Raw genomic sequence first — 18766 nt, 5'->3', positions numbered from 1 at the left:
GTTTTAGCTCCATTCTTCTATGATTGGTTTTCTTCAGGCCAAGAGCACACGCCAAACAAGCTGGCTCTTAATCTCACAAAATCAATCAGCATAATCAATTAATTAGCCGTGCTTGGCTCATTAATAATATAGCTGACCAGATCTTGCTCTTGTTTACAGAGACGACGCCAATCAACGATAGGCACTCTTACCACCATACCGACGTTCCCGTCCTCGTCTATCCACTCTTTTTCAATTGCCTGAAGCTGGTAAAAACGGCTACGCAGACGGCCTGCCTGAGGCGGTAAACGCAATTCAAAGTGTGCGATCTCACCTGAAAGACGCTCCGTCAACGCTTGAAAGAGCAACGGGATCCCTGCGCCGGTTTGGGCTGAAAGCCAAACTCTGACTGGCAGATTGTCTTCGTTGCGATCGATTCGCGGGACAAAATCATCCAACAAATCAATTTTATTCATTACTAATAATGTAGGAATTTCATCTGCTTCAATTTCCGCCAATACAGAATCGACTGCGGCCATATTCTCGGCTACCCGAGGATCTGCTGCATCAATAATGTGTAACAGTAATGAGGCCTGCCGCGTCTCCTGTAGCGTTGCTTTAAAAGCAGCCACCAAGTCATGCGGCAAGTGCCGGATAAAGCCTACGGTATCCGCCAATACTGTATCGCCCACATCCGCCACATTGATACGGCGTAAGGTAGGGTCCAGCGTGGCAAATAATTGGTCAGCCGCATAAACATCAGCTGCCGTAATTTTGTTAAACAGGCTGGATTTACCGGCGTTGGTATATCCCACCAAAGATACGGTCGGAATATCAGCACGGGTGCGCGAACGTCGCCCTTGCTCACGCTGCTTTGCTACCCGATCCAAACGGCTCAAAATCAAGCTGATGCGGTCGCGTAACAAACGGCGGTCAGTCTCCAACTGAGTCTCACCCGGCCCTCTCAGGCCAATCCCACCTTTTTGACGTTCAAGATGCGTCCAGCCGCGTACCAAACGGGTCGCAATATGGCGCAATTGCGCTAATTCGACCTGTAATTTACCTTCGTGGGTACGGGCCCGTTGGGCAAAAATATCTAAAATCAGCCCGGTTCGATCAATAACCCGGCACTCACACAAACGCTCAAGATTTCGCTCTTGCGCTGCGGAAAGGGCATGATCAAACAAGACAACAGACGCGCCACTGGCTTTCACGGCATCAGCAATTTCTTCTGCCTTTCCTTCACCAACAAAGTATTTAGGGTGTGGGGCTTTGCGACTACCCGTGACAATTTGCAAAGCTTCTACGCCCGCAGAAGACACCAGCGCTTCGAACTCACGCAGATCCTCTGAATTTTTGTCTTGCGAGAAATAAATATGAACCAGTACGGCCTGCTCACCGCCTTCATAACGGTCAAACAAACGTGCAACCTCTCAAACGGATCAAAACCGCTAGTGCGGAGAACATAAGCCCGAATCCGTTGCTTATGTTCTCCGTCATGGTCGACCAGCAATGCGCTTTATTCAGCGTCATCGCTATCCTGCTGCGGCTGTTGCGGCGCAGACGGATTACTACCATGATAATTATTGGTGCTACCACTCGGATTATTGCTGTGATGCGAAACCGGGCGAGAAGGCACAACAGTAGAGATGGCGTGCTTATAAACCATCTGGCTGACTGTGTTTTTTAACAGAATGACAAACTGATCAAAAGACTCAACTTGGCCCTGCAGTTTAATGCCATTCACTAAATAAATAGAAACCGGAACCCGTTCACGACGCAATGCGTTCAGGAACGGATCTTGCAAAGATTGCCCCTTAGCCATTCTATATTTTCCTTATTTGCTTGTTGTTTTTAACTAAGAACCTATCGGCTCGAAAATAAACTGCGTAAAAAAAATCTGCGCGTTGAGTACTAATCAATTGTACACAATCATTCAACCTATGCACTAACAACCTGTATTACAGAGTCTAAAGCCTCTCCCGGCTTATCACTGTCGAGCCATTGTACTGAACTCCAGCCTCGCAACCAGGTCATTTGGCGCTTTGCCAGTTGACGTGTCGCACAAACTCCGCGGTAAACCATTTCGTTGTAATCAATCTCACCCGACAGATAAGACCACATTTGTCGGTATCCCACACAACGAACGGCTGGCATATCCGTATGCAAATCACCACGGTCAAAAAGCGCCCTAGCCTCTTGTTCAAACCCAGCATCCAGCATCTGATGAAAACGTAATTCAATCCGCTGGTGCAGGAGTTCCCGGCTAACAGGCGCAATCGCAAATTGGTGAACCCGGTAAGGTAAGGTTTCACCCGAAATTTTAGTCAGTTCCGTTAAAGTTTTACCTGAAATATAAAAAACTTCCAGTGCTCTGGAGAGCCTTTGGGGATCATTAGGGTGAATTCGCGCCGCAGCAACCGGGTCTATCTCGGCCAACTGCTGATGCAACGCCTCCCAACCCTGCTCTGCTGCCTGCTGTTCTATACGCTGGCGCACTGGCAAGTCTGCGGAGGGTAACGGAGATAACCCCTCCAACAAGGCTTTAAAGTACAACATGGTCCCCCCCACCAACAGCGGAATTCGCCCGGCTGCGGTGATGTCGGCCATCTCTTTTAATGCATCTTTACGGAAATCGGCGGCAGAGTATGATTCTGCTGGATCGCGGATATCAATCAACCGGTGTGGTGCCAACGCTAACTCTGCTGCGCCAGGCTTGGCTGTGCCGATATCCATACCACGATAGATCAAAGCAGAGTCAACGCTGATTAACTCTACAGGGAGCCGCTGCCGAAGCGCGATGGAAAGCGCTGTTTTACCCGACGCGGTTGGCCCCATGATAAAAATTGCCGGTGGCCGAGTTAGATTTTCCATATTATTCATGTGTCAGGGTTGCCAATGCAGCCTTTATATCAATAGGTTGTAATAGCCCAGCAGGAGGGGACTGCACCAACTGCGGGCAAAGACGCTCAACATCCGTCAATAACTGTATCGCTTGAGACACATTCCAAACCTCATGTTCACTGCCAAGATGGCGAGCAATCCATGTGGCGAGAGCATCTGGCGATATCTCTTCATGCTGCGACAGATAGCCTAACAGTTCCGGTATCAGTTTTTGTAAATTTTGTTGGCGTAATGGTAAAGATACCGCACGCAAGGTCGCTCTTGAGTGTTCAACTGCCAGTTCTATTCCCATAGTAACCAATAAGTTCTGATGACGCAGACCTGCTGCCGCCTCGTGCTTATCTAATGTCAGTTTCAACGGAATTAATAAGGGTTGCGGGCGTAGCCCCTGCGGGGGCGGAGTCAATTGCGCCTGTTTTAAGCCACGCTCGGCCACCGGCAGGGCCAATAATGCCACACTTTGCTGATATTCGATCAGCGCATAGCAAGAGGCGATAATGGTTAATACCCGACCAAAGCTGTAGCTATCGCCCTGAAGCGGTTCGTCTGCGGGTAAGCGGTGTCTGGGTGCGGTGATAACATCAATCGGTGTATCCACTGCCGCGGGCTGCACCAGTTGGCGATATAATTCGCCTTGTTGCTTCTGATACGGCTGCCCTGCGTGATAGGCAGGAGTGACGTGCTCACGGGCTGCCCGTGGTGAGTCAGTTGTTCGCTCTGCTGACTCCGCTCGCGCTGCGGGCACGACATGTTCTGCCGGATTAATTTTAGCGGGTTCTGGTTGGGCATATTTATTCACCCCAGCCGCGATGCGGTTTTCCGGCTGCCAGCGTGGAGCCTCGATCTCTTCGCCATCGTCATTAATGCTCAGCACCGGCGTGGCGGTTTGTTGTAAAACCGTGGTCACCGCCTGATAAATAAAATCATGCACCAGCCGCGCCTGATGGAATCGCACCTCGTGCTTCGCCGGATGGACGTTGACATCCACCTGATGCGGGTCAATATCCAGATACAGCACATACGCTGGCTGCTGATCATCTTTGAGCAGATCCTGATAAGCCTGACGAATGGCGTGATTGATCAACCGGTCGCGCATCATGCGGTTATTGACGTAGCAATATTGCATTTCAGTGAGTGTACGGCTGGCGGCAGGGTCTGCCACCCAGCCACGGATAGTCAAATCACCGTGTTGCCAGGAGATAGCCAACGCATGTTGCCAAAACGCCGGGCCACAGATGCTGGCCAAACGCCGTTCATGCTGAGAAGGGTCTGGTGCTGCGCGGTATTGGCGCACTAACTTACCGTTATGGCTCAAATTAATTGCCACATCAAAACGCGCCAGCGCAATGCGCCGCACCACTTCATCAATATGACCAAATTCGGTTTTTTCAGTGCGCATAAATTTGCGCCGCGCGGGTGTGTTATAAAACAGATCCAGCACTTCAAGGGTACTACCCACCGGGTGCGCCGCCGGTTTGATGGTCACCGCCATGTCACGCCCTTCAGCATACGCTTGCCAGGCTTCATTTTGATCGGCAGTACGTGAAGTCAGGATCAAGCGGGAGACTGAGCTGATACTGGCTAATGCCTCGCCGCGAAACCCCATACTGAGGATGGCTTCCAAATCTTCCAGCGAACTTATCTTACTGGTGGCATGACGCGCCAGCGCCAGGGATAAATCCGCTTTACCGATTCCACAGCCATTATCACGGATACGAATCAGCTTCGCGCCACCCCGTTCGATATCGATATCAATCCGTGTCGCCCCAGCATCCAGGCTGTTTTCCACCAACTCTTTAACTACCGATGCAGGCCGCTCTACCACTTCACCGGCGGCAATTTGGTTGGCAAGCTGTGGTGGTAGAATCTGAATCGGCATAGCAGTTCCTTTCGCTTACGATTGTGGGATGGTGAGCGTTTGACCGAGCTGTACGTTACCTGACTTTATCTTGTTCGCTCGCTCAATCTCACTCATCGACACGCCGTATCTGGCCGCAATGGCAGAGAGTGTATCGCCGCGCTTCACCTGATGTCTTATTGTTTTATTTTTGGCTATGACTTTAGCTTTCGGTGCAACCGCCGCCGCACTGCTGCCCGTGGCAGGTACTTTCAAACGCTGCCCTACCCAAACCACATCATTTTTCAGCGTATTATTTTGCCGCAACACCGCCATGCTGACGCCGTACTGACTGGCAATACCGGATAAAGTTTCGCCACGTTGTACTTTATGAATCTGGCTTCTATTTTTCGTAACGGTATCTGTCGCTACAGGCTTGGCGGCAGATGACCTGCCGCTGCTCGCTATGCTGCTGACCACCGGCTCTGGCTGGCTAACACCTGAACGTTGTGAAGATGAATCAACCGCCGCCGTTTCAATTAGCGGGCGGTTTTCGACCTTTGGGTCGGCTTGTAGCGGATGCGCGAGGAAATAACTGCGCAGGCCTTTATAAATGGCTCGAGCAATTTTCTCCTGATACGCGCTACTGCCAAGCAGCCGCTCCTCCGTACTATTACTGATAAAACCGGTTTCCACGAGTAACGACGGAATATCCGGTGAACGTAATACACCAAGGCTGGCATGTTCAGGCCGGCGCTTATGGATATTACCCACGGTTTGCAGTTCGTTCAGTACCTTGGTGGCAACGTCGTAACCCACACGCTGCGAGTGACCAAATTGCAAATCCAGTACCGCCTGACTTAAATAGGGATCAGACGCGGTATTGGCCAGCACATCACCTGCCCCACCCAGCAGCTCAGATTGCTTCTCATGCTGCTCCAGCCAGTTACCCATTTCACTGTTGGCGCGGCGGTTCGACAATACCCAAACCGAGGCTCCGGTCGCGCTGCGATTAGGTGCCGCATCCGCATGGATGGACACCAGCACGTTGGCACTCTGTTTACGTGCCACATCAGAGCGGCCCATCACCGAAATAAAATAGTCGCCATTTCGTGTCAACACCGGTTTAAACATCGGGTCGCTGTCGAGCATAGCTTCAAGTCGGCGGGCAATGGCGATAGTGACATTCTTCTCTTTCAGGCCATTTTGCCCAATCGCACCAGGGTCTTGGCCGCCATGTCCGGCATCAATCGCTACGACAACACGAGAGCTGTTGGCAACACTGGTTTTTTTAATCGGACGAGCCGTGTTGGTCGTGATTTCACTGCTGCTCATCACGATGGTTGGCTGATTGTTAAATGGATTTTTCGCCGGCGTTGTCGGCGTCGTCACCCGTGGCGCGATGGTGCTCGAATTCGCCGTCAAACGACCGGCATTGGGGCTAGGTGTATTAGTTTGACTTAGCGGAGGATTATTCGGGCTTAACGTGGTTTGCGCCTGACGTGCGGGTGCGGCGGCCGTCATAGTAATGACGACGGTGTAATTGCTGCCCGACTGCTGTGTCACCGCGCGCGTTTTCACTTTCTGCGTCAATTCCAGCACCAAACGGGTACTTTGCGCATCTTTCGGGGTGCTGGAGCGAATTCTTTTCAGTAGATTCTGCCCGCTAAATTCCAGCGGTAAACCGGATAAGTTGCCACTTTGGCGCACATCCAACACCACCCGCTCTGGCGAGCTTAATGAGAAAAAGGCGTAAATCGGCTTGCCGTCAAAGCTGAGCGTAACCTTACTTTCACTCGCCCCATTGGTTACTTTGATGTCAGTTAGCTTCATGGCGAATGCCGATGGCAGAGTTAAAAAACTCAAAACGACCAGCATTATGGCAGTGAAATAGCGTTTCCAGCGTGCTATTTTCTTTAAACAATTCAGTGGCATCGCGCTATGCATCATCGTCACATTATCCTTGCACAGCAGCTAAACGGCGCAACACAGCGGCACCAGCATCAGAGATAGCGACCAAGCGGGCTTCACGCCCTTCATCCTGATACGCCAAATGCAGTTCTACATCGGCTTGAGGCAGAAACCCAGCCCCTTGTTGTGGCCACTCCACCAGGCAGATAGCCTGCTTATCGAAATAATCGCGAATCCCCATAAACTCCAGCTCCTCGGGGTCAGCCAGACGATACAGGTCAAAATGGTAAACCGGCCTCGGATTCAGGGCATAAGGTTCGACCAACGTATAAGTGGGACTTTTTACATGCCCATTGTGGCCCAGTGACTGAAGAAAGCCACGGCTGAATGTCGTTTTGCCGGCACCTAAATCGCCGAACAGGTATATAACGCTGGCTCCATTGAAGGCGTGGGCCAAAGCGGCCCCCAATGCAACGGTCGCTGCCTCATCAGGCAAAGGTAAAACGAGTTCTTTCATTCTGTGATATCTATCTTGCTAACTCAGGATTAACGTACTTCGGAATAACCGGCAATAGATCTGTGGCCAGTAAACCCCGAGTGCCTTGAACTTCAGCCAGTTGGTCTGCGGCAGCGCCATGCACAACACACCCCGCGCAGGCAGCATCATACAACACCAGCTTTTGTGCTATCAAACTCCCAATAATACCGGACAGAATATCCCCCATACCCCCGGAGGCCATACCAGCATTACCCACATCAGCAATCGCCATCTCGCCATGTTCACTGGCAATAAGCGTACCAGCCCCTTTCAAGATCACCACCCCACCATATTGTTTAACGATGTTACGGGCGGAAAGTAAGCGGTCACTTTCAATATCAGCGACGCGGCAACCAAGCAGACGAGCAGCTTCGCCAGGGTGCGGTGTCAATACCCGATTCTGACGCCTCTGCGGATTTAATGCCAGCAAGTTGAGAGCATCTGCGTCCCATAATGCTGGTTTATCACTCTGTTGCAATATATTCAGAGCATTCCGGCTCCAATCAGATTGCCCTAACCCCGGCCCGACTACCAATACATCAGCCCAGCGTATACCTTGTTCAAGCGCTTCATCACTTAATTCCTGCACCATCAACTCTGGGCGCGCGGCCAGAATCGGTGCCACATGCTCAATGTGAGTAAGTACTCGCACTAGCCCGGCACCACTCCGCAGCGCGGCTTCCCCTGCCATGCGAATCGCCCCTCCCAACCCTTTATCCCCACCCACCAGCAGTAACCGCCCATGCTCACCTTTATGAGCACAAGGGCGACGGGGTTTCAGCCATTGCAACAGATTGTCAGCCGTCATTCGTTCAATTTGTACCGGTTGAGCCGCTAGCCATTGCGTCAATCCCAGATCATGACAGTGCAAATGCCCCACCCAGTCGCGGGCTTGGCCGGTAAGCAAGCCGGGCTTCAATGCAACAAACGTCAGGGTGTGGTCGGCACGCATGACTGAGCCGGGTGCCGCACCACTATCGGCGCTCAGCCCAGAGGGAATATCCAGAGCAACTTTTGCCGCCCGATGGCGGTTTGCGGTGTCAATTAGCGTAGCATAAGCCCCTTGCGGTGCGGCCCGCAGACCAATGCCGAGTAAACCATCAATAATCAGATCCACATGTTGCGGCCAGGGGATGTCAGGTTGATTAATGGAACCGCCGTCGGCTAACCAGAGTGATTGCGCTTGATGCGCCTCTGCTGGCAGTGGACGGTTACCCGGACAAGCAATCAGTGTGACATTAAAACCCGCCGCCATTGCACGATGAGCAACGATATAACCATCACCGCCGTTATTGCCGTGCCCGCATAAAATGAGCCAATGGCGCGCCGCCGGGTACTGCTTGCGGGCCAATTCAAAAGCAGCATCCCCGGCTCGGGTCATCAGGTCAAACAAGCTCAGGGAGAAGTGTGCCGCTGCGATAGCTTCATTCTGGCGCACCCAGTCCGCAGAAAAAACAGAGTGTGGTAAACTAACACTGATTTGTTTCTTACTATGGTCCGTCATGGCACATCCCCTCGATTTGAATCAATTAGCCCAACATATCAAGCAATGGGGCCAATCGCTAGGTTTCCAGCAAGTGGGTATCTGCGACACAGATTTGTCTGCGGAAGAACCACGCCTACAGGCCTGGCTTGATAAACAATATCATGGCGAAATGGACTGGATGGCCCGCCACGGTATGCTGCGCGCGCGCGCCCATGAATTATTGCCTGGAACCTTGCGGGTGATTAGCGTGCGGATGAACTATCTGCCCGCCAAGGCCGCATTTGCCAGCACCTTGAATAATCCTGCGCTGGGTTATGTCAGTCGCTATGCTTTAGGCCGTGATTATCACAAGTTACTGCGCCAACGCCTGAAAAAACTGGGCGATATGATTCAGAGCTACTGTCTGGAGCAGGCTGGCGGTGATGTTAATTTCCGCCCGTTTGTGGATTCTGCGCCAATTATGGAGCGCTCGCTGGCAGCCAAAGCCGGTATTGGCTGGGTTGGTAAGCACTCACTGATTTTAAATCGTGATGCGGGTTCGTGGTTCTTCCTCGGCGAGTTGCTGATTGACCTGCCACTGCCGGTCGATAAAGTGCAGGAAGAACAATGCGGGCGCTGTGTTGCCTGCATCACCACCTGCCCGACTGGGGCCATTGTCGCCCCTTATACCGTGGATGCACGCCGTTGTATCTCTTATCTGACCATTGAGCTGGAAGGGGCTATCCCGGAAGAGTTTCGCCCACTGATGGGCAATCGCATTTATGGCTGTGATGATTGCCAGTTGATCTGCCCGTGGAACCGCTTCTCGCAACTCACCGATGAAGCCGATTTCAGCCCGCGCACCGTACTGCACACACCACAACTGCTGGATTTATTCGCCTGGAATGAAGAGAAGTTCCTGCGGGTCACCGAGGGGTCAGCGATTCGTCGTATCGGCCATCTACGCTGGCTGCGCAACATCTCAGTAGCACTTGGCAACGCCCCTTATCTCGATAGCATCGTACTGGCACTGGAAGCACGCCTTGGACTTAATCCAATGCTAGATGAACATATTCTTTGGTCAATTTCACAACAATTAGAAAGACGGTCTACACTGATTGGGGACGTACAATCGCCACAGAAAAAACGACTGATTAGAGCTATAGAAAAGGGTCTGCCACGAGATGCTTGATAGCTCCCCCTAATCTATTTCTTTAATGAATGAGATCGGAGTTTTCCTGTGCATAAAAATAAAAACGCCTTGGCAATCAAGTGCAAAAAAAAGCACAAGTGATCGGCATAACGTTTTCACATAAAAATATATGCCTTTAAATCAGATAGATACAAAATAGGAAATAAAATCGATTAAAATATCCACTGAATAGAAAAAGAACAGAATCTGTGGATAACTCTGTTGAAGAAGTTAATACATTGTATGTATGTTGTGGCGTAGCGCAGCACGCAGCTGTGGATAAATAGAATGAATTTGATTGGAAAGATTGGAGCGGGAAACGAGACTCGAACTCGCGACCCCGACCTTGGCAAGGTCGTGCTCTACCAACTGAGCTATTCCCGCATTGAGATGCTGATGCACCCTGCTGTATGTGACAGCATTTGGTATTTACTGCTTATTCAGAAATAAAAATTTGGAGCGGGAAACGAGACTCGAACTCGCGACCCCGACCTTGGCAAGGTCGTGCTCTACCAACTGAGCTATTCCCGCGTCGCAGAGATGACAACAACGCTTCACTTTTACTTTTTACACCTGAAAAATTTTTTGATACTGCCGGTCACTTATCTTTATTGCTAAAGATTGGAGCGGGAAACGAGACTCGAACTCGCGACCCCGACCTTGGCAAGGTCGTGCTCTACCAACTGAGCTATTCCCGCTTGGTGCCGTTTTTCATTCTAAACTCGTACTAAATCTGTTTTCGCTTGTTAGCAAAATCTTCATCGGTACGGGGTGCGCATTATACGAGAAATCCGTTTTGCCGCAACCCCCTGAAAGCAAAAAAATCATTTTTCGATTCAAGTGCCGATTAAATCAGCAATGTGGCGTTTTAATCAGCACAGGGCTGAGTATATACCCAAAATCATTGGAGTTGCACAGCTAACCCCCGCAACGTCAAGCTCGAAGGGAAACCCCAAAGTCATTGGGGCTGCGGGTAGGCTGCCAGCAAACACACCCCGATGAGCTTACATGAGTAAGTGACTCGGGTAAGTGAGCGCAGCTAACCCCCGCAACGTCAAGGCCGAAGGGAAACCCCAAAGTCATTGGGGCTGCGGGTAGGCTGCCAGCAAACGCACCCCGATGAGCTTACATGAGTAAGTGATTCGGGTAAGTGAGCGCAGCTAACACCCCCGCAGCGTCAAGGCCGAAGGGAAACCCCAAAGTCATTGGGGCTGCGGGTAGGCTGCCAGCAAACGCCCCCCGATGAGCTTACATGAGTAAGTGATTCGGGTAAGTGAGCGCAGCTAACCCCCGCAACGTCAAGCACGAAGGGGGGGTTAAGATTGAATAAAATGCTCGCGGTAATAGGCAAGCTCAGCCACTGACTCACGGATATCATCCAGTGCCTGATGGGTATTTTGCTTTTTAAAGCCTGGCAGGATTTCAGGTTTCCAGCGACGTGCCAGCTCTTTTAAGGTGCTGACATCCAGATAACGGTAGTGGAAATAGGCTTCAAGTTCTGGCATATAACGGAACAGGAAACGGCGGTCCTGGCCCACACTGTTACCACAAATAGGCGATATCCCTGTGGGCACCCATTGTTTCAAAAATTCAATGGTTTGCAGTTCAGCATCGTGGTCACTAAATGGGCTGGCTTTAACCCGCTCGACCAAACCACTGCCGGTATGAGTGCGCACATTCCACTCATCCATTAGCCCAAGCTGTTCATCAGACTGGTGAACCGCCAGAACCGGGCCTTCTGCCAGGATATTAAGGTTAGCATCGGTGACCAAAGTGGCAATCTCGATGATCCGATCCCTTTCAGGATCGAGACCCGTCATTTCCAGATCGATCCAGATCAGATTATTTTGGTTTTCTGCCATGATTTTTCCTGCCTGTTAGCGGAGGGGAACAACCGAACAAACGGTTAATTGATAAAATATTGTGTATCATAGCCCTTTTGGTCGCAACCAGCGATATATGCGAATTCAAGTGAGGCACAGTGAGCAAAAATAAACTGTCCAAAGGTCAACAACGCCGTGTACAGGCTAATCATCAGCGTCGGCTACGCACTGATAGAAAACCTGAGTTAGATGACTCTCAGCTTGGCGATGCGCAAGAAGGTATCGTAATCAGTCGTTTCGGTCAGCACGCCGATGTTGAAGCCGTCGATGGTGTTCAGCACCGTTGTAATATCCGCCGTACCATCAAATCACTGGTTACCGGAGATCGCGTGGTCTGGCGTCCTGGCCTGCAAGCGCAGGAAGGTGTGCGGGTTAAAGGGATTGTCGAAGCAGTGCATGAGCGGACATCCGTCCTGACGCGCCCTGATCTTTATGATGGCGTGAAACCGATCGCCGCCAATATTGATCAAATCGTTATCGTTTCGGCGATCTTACCCGAACTTTCACTCAATATTATCGATCGTTATCTGGTGGCTTGTGAAACACTGGAAGTCGAACCATTAATTGTACTGAATAAAGTCGATTTACTGGATGCCGATGGCCGTAAATTCGTTGATGGCATGATGGATATCTATCGTCGTATTGGCTACAACGTACTGGAAGTCTCCAGCCAGACCCGTGAAGGGATGGAAGCCTTTGAACAGGCGCTGGCCGGGCGTATCAGTATCTTCGCCGGTCAATCCGGTGTGGGTAAATCCAGCCTGCTGAATGCCCTGTTACCGCCAACGGATAACGAAATTCTGGTGAATACTGTTTCGGGTAACTCAGGTTTGGGTCAGCACACCACAACAGCCGCCCGTTTGTACCATTTCCAACAAGGCGGTGATGTTATTGACTCACCAGGGGTACGTGAGTTCGGCCTCTGGCATCTGGCTGCGGAACAAATCACTCAGGGATTTGTCGAATTCCGTGATTATCTCGGTCATTGCAAATTCCGCGATTGCAGCCATACCACCGATCCCGGTTGCGCGCTGCGCGAAGCGGTAGAACAAGGTAAAATCGCTGAAGAACGCTTTGATAATTACCATCGGATTCTGGAAAGTATGGAACAGGCGAAACCCCGTAAAACGTCAGATAGCGACGAAAAATGATGTTTAAATAGCGGTTATCAAATTCCATAGATAACATTCGATTAACGAAATTGTGGGTGCAGCACTGTCATGATGTGCCCCTTAATTTTACCGTTTATCCAAGAGGTCTACGTGCTGGATAGTCTCAAGATCAGATTGCAGTATTTACTGCCAAAACACGGCCTGACCCGTCTGGCAGGCTGGGGTGCCGATAAGCAAGGCGGCTGGCTAACCCAACTGGTTATCAAAGCCTTCGCCCGTTTTTACAACGTTGATATGAAAGAAGCGCAGGACTCAGAGTTCTCTGCTTATCGTTCTTTCAATGAATTCTTCGTGCGCCCGCTACGGGCTGGCGTGCGCCCGGTTGCGGCGGAAGAAAACCTGTTGGTACAACCGGCTGACGGTGCAATCAGCCAGTTAGGTGCTATTCATAACGATCAAATATTGCAGGCTAAAGGCCACAATTACACGCTGGAAGCCCTGTTGGCCGGTAACTATATGCTGGCAGCCGAATTCCAGAATGGTCTGTTTGTTACCACTTATCTGGCACCGCGTGACTATCACCGCGTGCATATGCCCTGTGCTGGCGTATTGCGTGAAATGATTTATGTGCCAGGTGATTTGTTCTCAGTCAATCCATTGACCGCAGCTAATGTCCCCAATCTTTTTGCCCGTAACGAGCGCGTAATTTGTATCTTCGATACCGCCTTTGGCCCGATGGTACAAATCCTGGTCGGTGCAACTATTGTCGGCAGCATAGAAACCGTGTGGGCAGGCACGATTACCCCGCCACGGGAAGGGGTTATCCGCCGCTGGACCTATCCACAGGCAGGCTGCGAAGGTGCAATAGCGCTGGAGAAAGGGCAAGAAATGGGCCGCTTCAAGTTAGGCTCCACCGTAATTAACCTGTTCGCTGAAGGCAAAGTGTATCTGGCCCCTCAGCTAAACAGTGGTTCGGTTACCCGCATGGGCGAAGTATTAGCCGAAGCCGTGCCTGAATAAGTTTGCACTGTTATACCCTAAATAATTCGAGTTGCAGGAAGGCGGTAATTGAGTGACAAATTGGTTGTAAACCATTTTGAACAGCATTTATGCTAGCTCGTAGCGGCCTCGTAGAAGCGAGGACGATGGATGGGCCGAGTAACGAAAATAGCCAACGCACATGCAGCTTGAAGTATGACGGGTATAGATGTAATTGATGTTAAGGAACCTTTACGTGCGCCTAATAATTTCATGGTTTTCTGCGATGTTACTGTCGTGGGTAATGTTGTTTTCCCTGCCACTACAGGCGGCTGCTCAGCCGAGCGAAGATCAGCTCAGGCAAGAGCTAAAGCAAGCTGAAGCCAATAAGGGAATGACAAATCAGGCCGAAATTGTTCAGGCGCTGCAAGCGGCTCTAAGCTGGCTGGCGGATGCGAAAGAATCCGATATCCGCGCCCAGCAATATCAAAAAGCCATTGATGATTTTCCTAAACTGACGCGTGAGCTACGTCAGCAATTGGCGCAGGAAGGCGATAAACCGCTGCCGGTGCCGGGTAACATGTCCACCTCTGAACTTGAGCAGCAAGTGTTGCAAATCAGCAGCCAGTTGCTGGAGTTATCCCGCCTGTCGCAACAAGAACAGGACCGTGCGCGGGAAATCAGTGATTCACTCGGTCAATTACCGCAACAACAATCAGAAGCTCGACGAATTCTGGCAGAAATCGGCCCGCGCGTTCAGGCGCAAAGCAATGCGACCACTCCCGCAGCGCAGGCCCAGCTTGCGCTATTGCAGGCGGAAGCCATTGCACGTAAAGCTAAAGTCAATGAGCTGGAGCTTTCCCAGCTCTCAGCCAACAACCGGCAGGAGTTGTCTCGGCTACGCGCTGAGTTATACAAAAAACGTCAGGAGCGGGTTGATACCCAGCTCCAGACCTTACGCAATAATCTGAATAATCAACGGCAACAGGCAGCAGAGCAAGCCCTTGAACGTACCGAATTGCTGGCTGAGCAAGGCGGTGATTTACCTGAATCGATTATCCAGCAGTTGCAAATTAACCGCGACCTGTCTCAGGCTTTGAATCAACAGGCGCAGCGCATTGATCTTATCTCCTCACAACAACGTCAGGCCGCAGCGCAAACTCAGCAGGTACGTCAGGCACTCAGTACTATTCGTGAGCAAGCGCAATGGCTGGGCGTTTCCACGGTATTGGGGGAAACACTGCGGGCGCAAGTCGCTCGGTTACCTGACGTGCCAAAATCTCAGCAACTGGATCGTGACATGGCCCAGTTGCGGGTACAACGCTTGCAATATGAAGATATGCTGGAGAAGTTACAACAGCAAAATATCAAATTAAAACAGAATGATGGCTCGCCTCTGACCACTGAACAGCAGCGAATTCTGGATGCCCAGTGGCGCACCCAACGAGAATTGCTAAACTCTCTGCTTTCCGGTTATGACACACAAATTCTTGAATTGACCAAACTAAAAGTCGCCAATAGCCAGTTGGTTGATGCACTGAGCGAAGTGCGTGAAGCGACTCACCGCTACCTGTTCTGGGTGGCGGATGTCAGCCCGATTTCACTTTCTTATCCGATTAATGTCGCCCATGACCTGACCCGCCTGCTGTCGCTGGATACCTTCGCGCAGCTAAGTGGCGCGTTCGTGATGATGATGACCAGCCAGGAGACGCTGCTGCCTATCATCGGTGCGCTGCTATTTGTTGGTTTCAGCTTCAGCTCACGCCGCCACTATCATGCCTTCCTTGAGCGAGCCAATAGTCGGATAGGTAAGGTTAACCAAGACCATTTCTCACTGACCTTACGCACCGTGTTCTGGTCTATTCTCGTGGCATTGCCATTACCGGTATTATGGGCTGCACTGGGATATGGCTTGCAAAATGCCTGGTCCTATCCGATGGCTATCGCCATTGGTAATGCGGTCACTGCCACCGTGCCGGTGCTGTGGGTGTTTATGATCAGTGCCTCATTTGCTCACCCTCATGGCCTGTTTATCGCTCACTTCCGTTGGTCACCGACACAAGTCGCGCGCGCAATGCGTTTCTACCGCATGTCGGTGTGGTTGATTATCCCATTGATGATGGCGCTGATTACCTTCGAGAATTATAACGACCGTGAATTCGCCGGTACGCTGGGCCGGTTGTGCTTTATTTTGCTGTGTATCGCATTGAGTTTGGTCACCAACAGCCTGAAACGCGCCGGTATCCCGCTGTATCTGGATAAAAAGGGGTCGGGTGAAAATATTGTCAACGTGGCGCTATGGGGGCTACTGCTGTCAGCACCATTAATCGCTGCACTGGCCTCAGTGTTGGGCTATCTCACCACGTCACAAGCTCTGTTGGCACGCCTGGAAACCTCGGTCGCTATCTGGTTCTTCCTGTTGGTGATTTATCATATTATCCGCCGCTGGATGCTAATTCAGCGCCGCCGCATTGCCTTTGACCGGGCCAAGCAACGCCGTGCCGATATTCTGGCGCAACGCGCCCGTGGTGAAGAAGACACCCCACACAATAATAGCAATGAAGGGTCGATCGATGTGGAAGAGCCGGTGATCGACCTGGACGTGATCAGCGCCCAGTCCCTGCGGCTGGTGCGATCAATCCTGACGATGATCGCGCTGGTTTCAGTGATCGCGCTGTGGTCTGAAATTCATTCCGCTTTTGGTTTCCTGGAAAATATTCGTTTATGGGATGTATCGTCCACCATTAACGGCATTGAGTCAGTACAGGCGATCACGATGGGATCACTGTTGATCGCCATTCTGGTGATGATCGTCACCACTCAGTTGGTACGTAATCTGCCAGCCCTGCTGGAGCTGGCTATTTTGCAGCATTTAGACCTGACACCAGGTACGGGTTATGCCATTTCGACTATCACCAAATACCTGTTGATCCTGTTCGGCAGCTTGCTCGGTTTCTCTATGCTTGGGATCGAATGGGCAAAATTCCAATGGCTGGTGGCCGCTCTCGGTTTGGGGTTAGGCTTTGGTTTGCAAGAGATTTTCGCCAACTTCGTATCCGGCTTGATCATTTTGTTCGAAAAACCGGTTCGTATTGGCGATACCGTGACTATCCGTGATCTCACCGGGAGCGTGACCAAAATCAATACGCGCGCCACCACAATCTCCGACTGGGACCGCAAAGAAATTATCGTGCCAAATAAGGCTTTTATCACCGAGCAGTTTATTAACTGGTCGCTATCAGATGCAATTACCCGTGTGGTTCTGACCGTGCCTGCGCCGGCTGAAACTAACAGTGAAGAAGTCACTGAAGTGCTGCTGACTGCCGCTCGCCGCTGCACTCTGGTATTGGACACGCCACCGCCAGAAGTCTATCTGGTTGACCTTCAACAAGGTATTCAGATCTTCGAATTGCGTATTTACGCCGCTGAGATGGGCCACCGGATGCCACTGCGCCACGAAATACACCAACTGATTCTGGCCGGTTACCGTGAACACGGCATCACCCTGCCATTCCCACCGTTCCAGGCCCGTTTGGAGACGCTGGGGCGTGATGCTGGCCGCACGGTTACCTCTGGTCGCGGTCGCACACCGGGCAGCTTGTAAGATCAGTGAGTGAGTAAGAAACAAAAATGCCCTGAACCTTCACAGGTCAGGGCATTTCTTTTAACACCGCAGCGGCACCAAGGGCACTCACATTCCTCAAAGTCATTGGTCTTGCAGCAAGGCAACAAGTGAGCGCATCCCGATGAGCTTACTGTAGTAAGTGATTCGGGTGAGCGAGTGCAGCGAACACCGCTGCGACGCCAAGGACGAAAGCGAATTAGGCAATATTGACAGGGAAGGCAATCACATCACTCAGCCTTTCCGCACCCAATGCCAGCATCACCAAGCGGTCAATGCCTAGCGCGACGCCAGAACAATCAGGTAATCCTTGCTTAAGGGCAGCAATCAGATTCATATCAATTGGGTTCTGTGGCAACCCGCGTTTAGCACGGATACGATTATCTTGTTCAAAACGCTTCATTTGTTCATCAGCATCAGTCAGTTCATGGAAACCATTCGCTAGCTCAATACCTTTGAAGTAAACCTCAAAACGCTCCGCCACGCGGTGATCTTCGGTGCTTATCTCCGCCAGAGATGCCTGTGACGCGGGGAAATGATAAACAAACGCCGGTTTTTCGCGGCCAATATGTGGCTCGACACCAACGGTAAACAGCAATTGCAGCAAGGTATCGCGGTCTTCTTCCGTATCGGCAATGTTACTCAAATCCAGTTTAGCCGCCGCTTCACGTAACTGCGCTTTGTCTGCCGATAAAGGGTCAATATCCAAATGGCGCAGGAACGCCTGCTGATAAGACAACGTTTCCGCACTGTTGCAATCCAGAATTTGCTGTAGCAGGTCATCGACTTCATTCATCAGGCGGTACATATCATAATGCGGGCGATACCATTCCAGCATGGTGAATTCAGGATTGTGATGACGGCCGGCTTCTTCATTGCGGAAACTGCGCCCCAATTGATAGATAGAACCACTGCCCGCCGCCAGAAGGCGCTTCATGTGATATTCCGGACTGGTCATCATGTACAGCATCAAACCATCGGCAGCGCCCGGGCCAACAAACCGGGTTTCGAATGGGACTAAATGAACGTCCGTCACTGTCGCTTGGCTCATGGTCGGCGTTTCAACTTCTAATACGCCACGATCGGCAAAAAAACGCCGAATCTCTGCCATTATTGCTGCGCGCTTCAACAAATTGGCGATGGGTGCACTCGGCTGCCAGCTTGCCGTTTCGCTCATGGTGGTTAACTCCGAAATCAAACAGGGGGTGCAGTCTACCCGCATCTACTCACTCAAACAAATCTGTCGCTCTCTACCGCAATCTCTGGCCCTAATTCAGCATTTCACTCTGTGAAAAATGCTTTACCCCAGCAGATCCTGTTTGGGATCACGTTTTTGTTAGTAATG

General features: G+C 51.2%; 13 protein-coding genes and 3 tRNA genes. 4 read left to right on the top strand and 12 right to left on the bottom strand.

The window, feature by feature from the left end; translation table 11 throughout:
• Positions 1-98: 98 nt before the first annotated feature.
• The 7 genes from hflX to nnr form a co-directional block, all read right to left on the bottom strand.
• Positions 99-1400 carry a ribosome rescue GTPase HflX gene (gene hflX, locus AT01_RS14340; protein ID WP_004699822.1) on the bottom strand — a complete coding sequence of 434 codons (1302 nt, stop codon included), beginning with the start codon at positions 1398-1400 and terminating at the stop codon, positions 99-101.
• A 98-nt stretch (positions 1401-1498) separates the two neighbouring features.
• Positions 1499-1804 (bottom strand): RNA chaperone Hfq, encoded by a 306-nt coding sequence (gene hfq / locus AT01_RS14335; protein WP_004392473.1) that lies wholly within the window; start codon positions 1802-1804, stop codon positions 1499-1501.
• Positions 1805-1920: 116 nt separating this feature from the next.
• Positions 1921-2862 carry a tRNA (adenosine(37)-N6)-dimethylallyltransferase MiaA gene (gene miaA, locus AT01_RS14330; protein WP_042547604.1) on the bottom strand — a complete coding sequence of 314 codons (942 nt, stop codon included), beginning with the start codon at positions 2860-2862 and terminating at the stop codon, positions 1921-1923.
• Positions 2855-4762: a DNA mismatch repair endonuclease MutL gene (mutL, locus tag AT01_RS14325; RefSeq protein ID WP_042547603.1), complete on the bottom strand. Its 1908-nt coding sequence runs from the start codon at positions 4760-4762 to the stop codon at positions 2855-2857. Before mutL ends, miaA begins: the two co-directional genes overlap by 8 nt.
• Positions 4763-4777: 15 nt before the next feature.
• On the bottom strand, positions 4778-6598 hold the full coding sequence (gene amiB / locus AT01_RS14320; RefSeq protein WP_042548645.1) for an N-acetylmuramoyl-L-alanine amidase AmiB: 1821 nt from the start codon (positions 6596-6598) through the stop codon (positions 4778-4780).
• A gap of 79 nt (positions 6599-6677) precedes the next feature.
• Positions 6678-7148, bottom strand: a complete 471-nt coding sequence (tsaE, locus tag AT01_RS14315) for a tRNA (adenosine(37)-N6)-threonylcarbamoyltransferase complex ATPase subunit type 1 TsaE (RefSeq protein WP_004699814.1) — start codon at positions 7146-7148, stop codon at positions 6678-6680.
• A gap of 10 nt (positions 7149-7158) precedes the next feature.
• Positions 7159-8673, bottom strand: coding sequence for a bifunctional ADP-dependent NAD(P)H-hydrate dehydratase/NAD(P)H-hydrate epimerase (gene nnr / locus AT01_RS14310; RefSeq protein ID WP_042547602.1), 1515 nt, complete (start codon positions 8671-8673; stop codon positions 7159-7161).
• On the opposite strand from nnr, the gene queG reads away from it, so the two are divergent.
• A complete protein-coding gene (gene queG / locus AT01_RS14305; RefSeq protein WP_042547601.1) occupies positions 8672-9826 on the top strand; it encodes a tRNA epoxyqueuosine(34) reductase QueG in 1155 nt (384 codons plus the stop codon). The two genes, nnr and queG, sit on opposite strands and share 2 nt — an antisense overlap.
• A gap of 308 nt (positions 9827-10134) precedes the next feature.
• Here the strand turns inward: queG and AT01_RS14300 are convergent.
• The 4 genes from AT01_RS14300 to orn all read right to left on the bottom strand — a co-directional run bounded on the left by AT01_RS14300 (position 10135) and on the right by orn (position 11688).
• Positions 10135-10210 (bottom strand) — tRNA-Gly (locus tag AT01_RS14300).
• 71 nt (positions 10211-10281) lie between these two features.
• Positions 10282-10357 (bottom strand) — tRNA-Gly (locus tag AT01_RS14295).
• A gap of 91 nt (positions 10358-10448) precedes the next feature.
• Positions 10449-10524 (bottom strand) — tRNA-Gly (locus tag AT01_RS14290).
• Positions 10525-11142: 618 nt separating this feature from the next.
• Positions 11143-11688 carry an oligoribonuclease gene (gene orn / locus AT01_RS14285; RefSeq protein WP_042547600.1) on the bottom strand — a complete coding sequence of 182 codons (546 nt, stop codon included), beginning with the start codon at positions 11686-11688 and terminating at the stop codon, positions 11143-11145.
• 119 nt (positions 11689-11807) lie between these two features.
• On the opposite strand from orn, the gene rsgA reads away from it, so the two are divergent.
• The 3 genes from rsgA to mscM all read left to right on the top strand — a co-directional run bounded on the left by rsgA (position 11808) and on the right by mscM (position 17403).
• Positions 11808-12860, top strand: coding sequence for a small ribosomal subunit biogenesis GTPase RsgA (gene rsgA / locus AT01_RS14280; RefSeq protein WP_004699807.1), 1053 nt, complete (start codon positions 11808-11810; stop codon positions 12858-12860).
• A 111-nt stretch (positions 12861-12971) separates the two neighbouring features.
• Complete coding sequence (gene asd / locus AT01_RS14275) at positions 12972-13841, top strand: archaetidylserine decarboxylase (RefSeq protein WP_042548644.1); 870 nt, start codon at positions 12972-12974, stop codon at positions 13839-13841.
• Positions 13842-14055: 214 nt separating this feature from the next.
• Positions 14056-17403 (top strand): miniconductance mechanosensitive channel MscM, encoded by a 3348-nt coding sequence (gene mscM / locus AT01_RS14270; RefSeq protein ID WP_042547599.1) that lies wholly within the window; start codon positions 14056-14058, stop codon positions 17401-17403.
• 217 nt (positions 17404-17620) lie between these two features.
• Here mscM and epmA read toward each other — a convergent pair whose 3' ends face one another.
• Positions 17621-18598, bottom strand: coding sequence for an elongation factor P--(R)-beta-lysine ligase (epmA, locus tag AT01_RS14265; RefSeq protein WP_042547598.1), 978 nt, complete (start codon positions 18596-18598; stop codon positions 17621-17623).
• Positions 18599-18766: the final 168 nt, after the last annotated feature.

This window comes from Yersinia aldovae 670-83 (assembly GCF_000834395.1).
GTDB classification, from domain to species: domain Bacteria; phylum Pseudomonadota; class Gammaproteobacteria; order Enterobacterales; family Enterobacteriaceae; genus Yersinia; species Yersinia aldovae.
The sequence above is the reverse complement of the archived record's forward strand: the minus strand, read 5'-3'. Positions and strand labels throughout refer to the sequence as shown.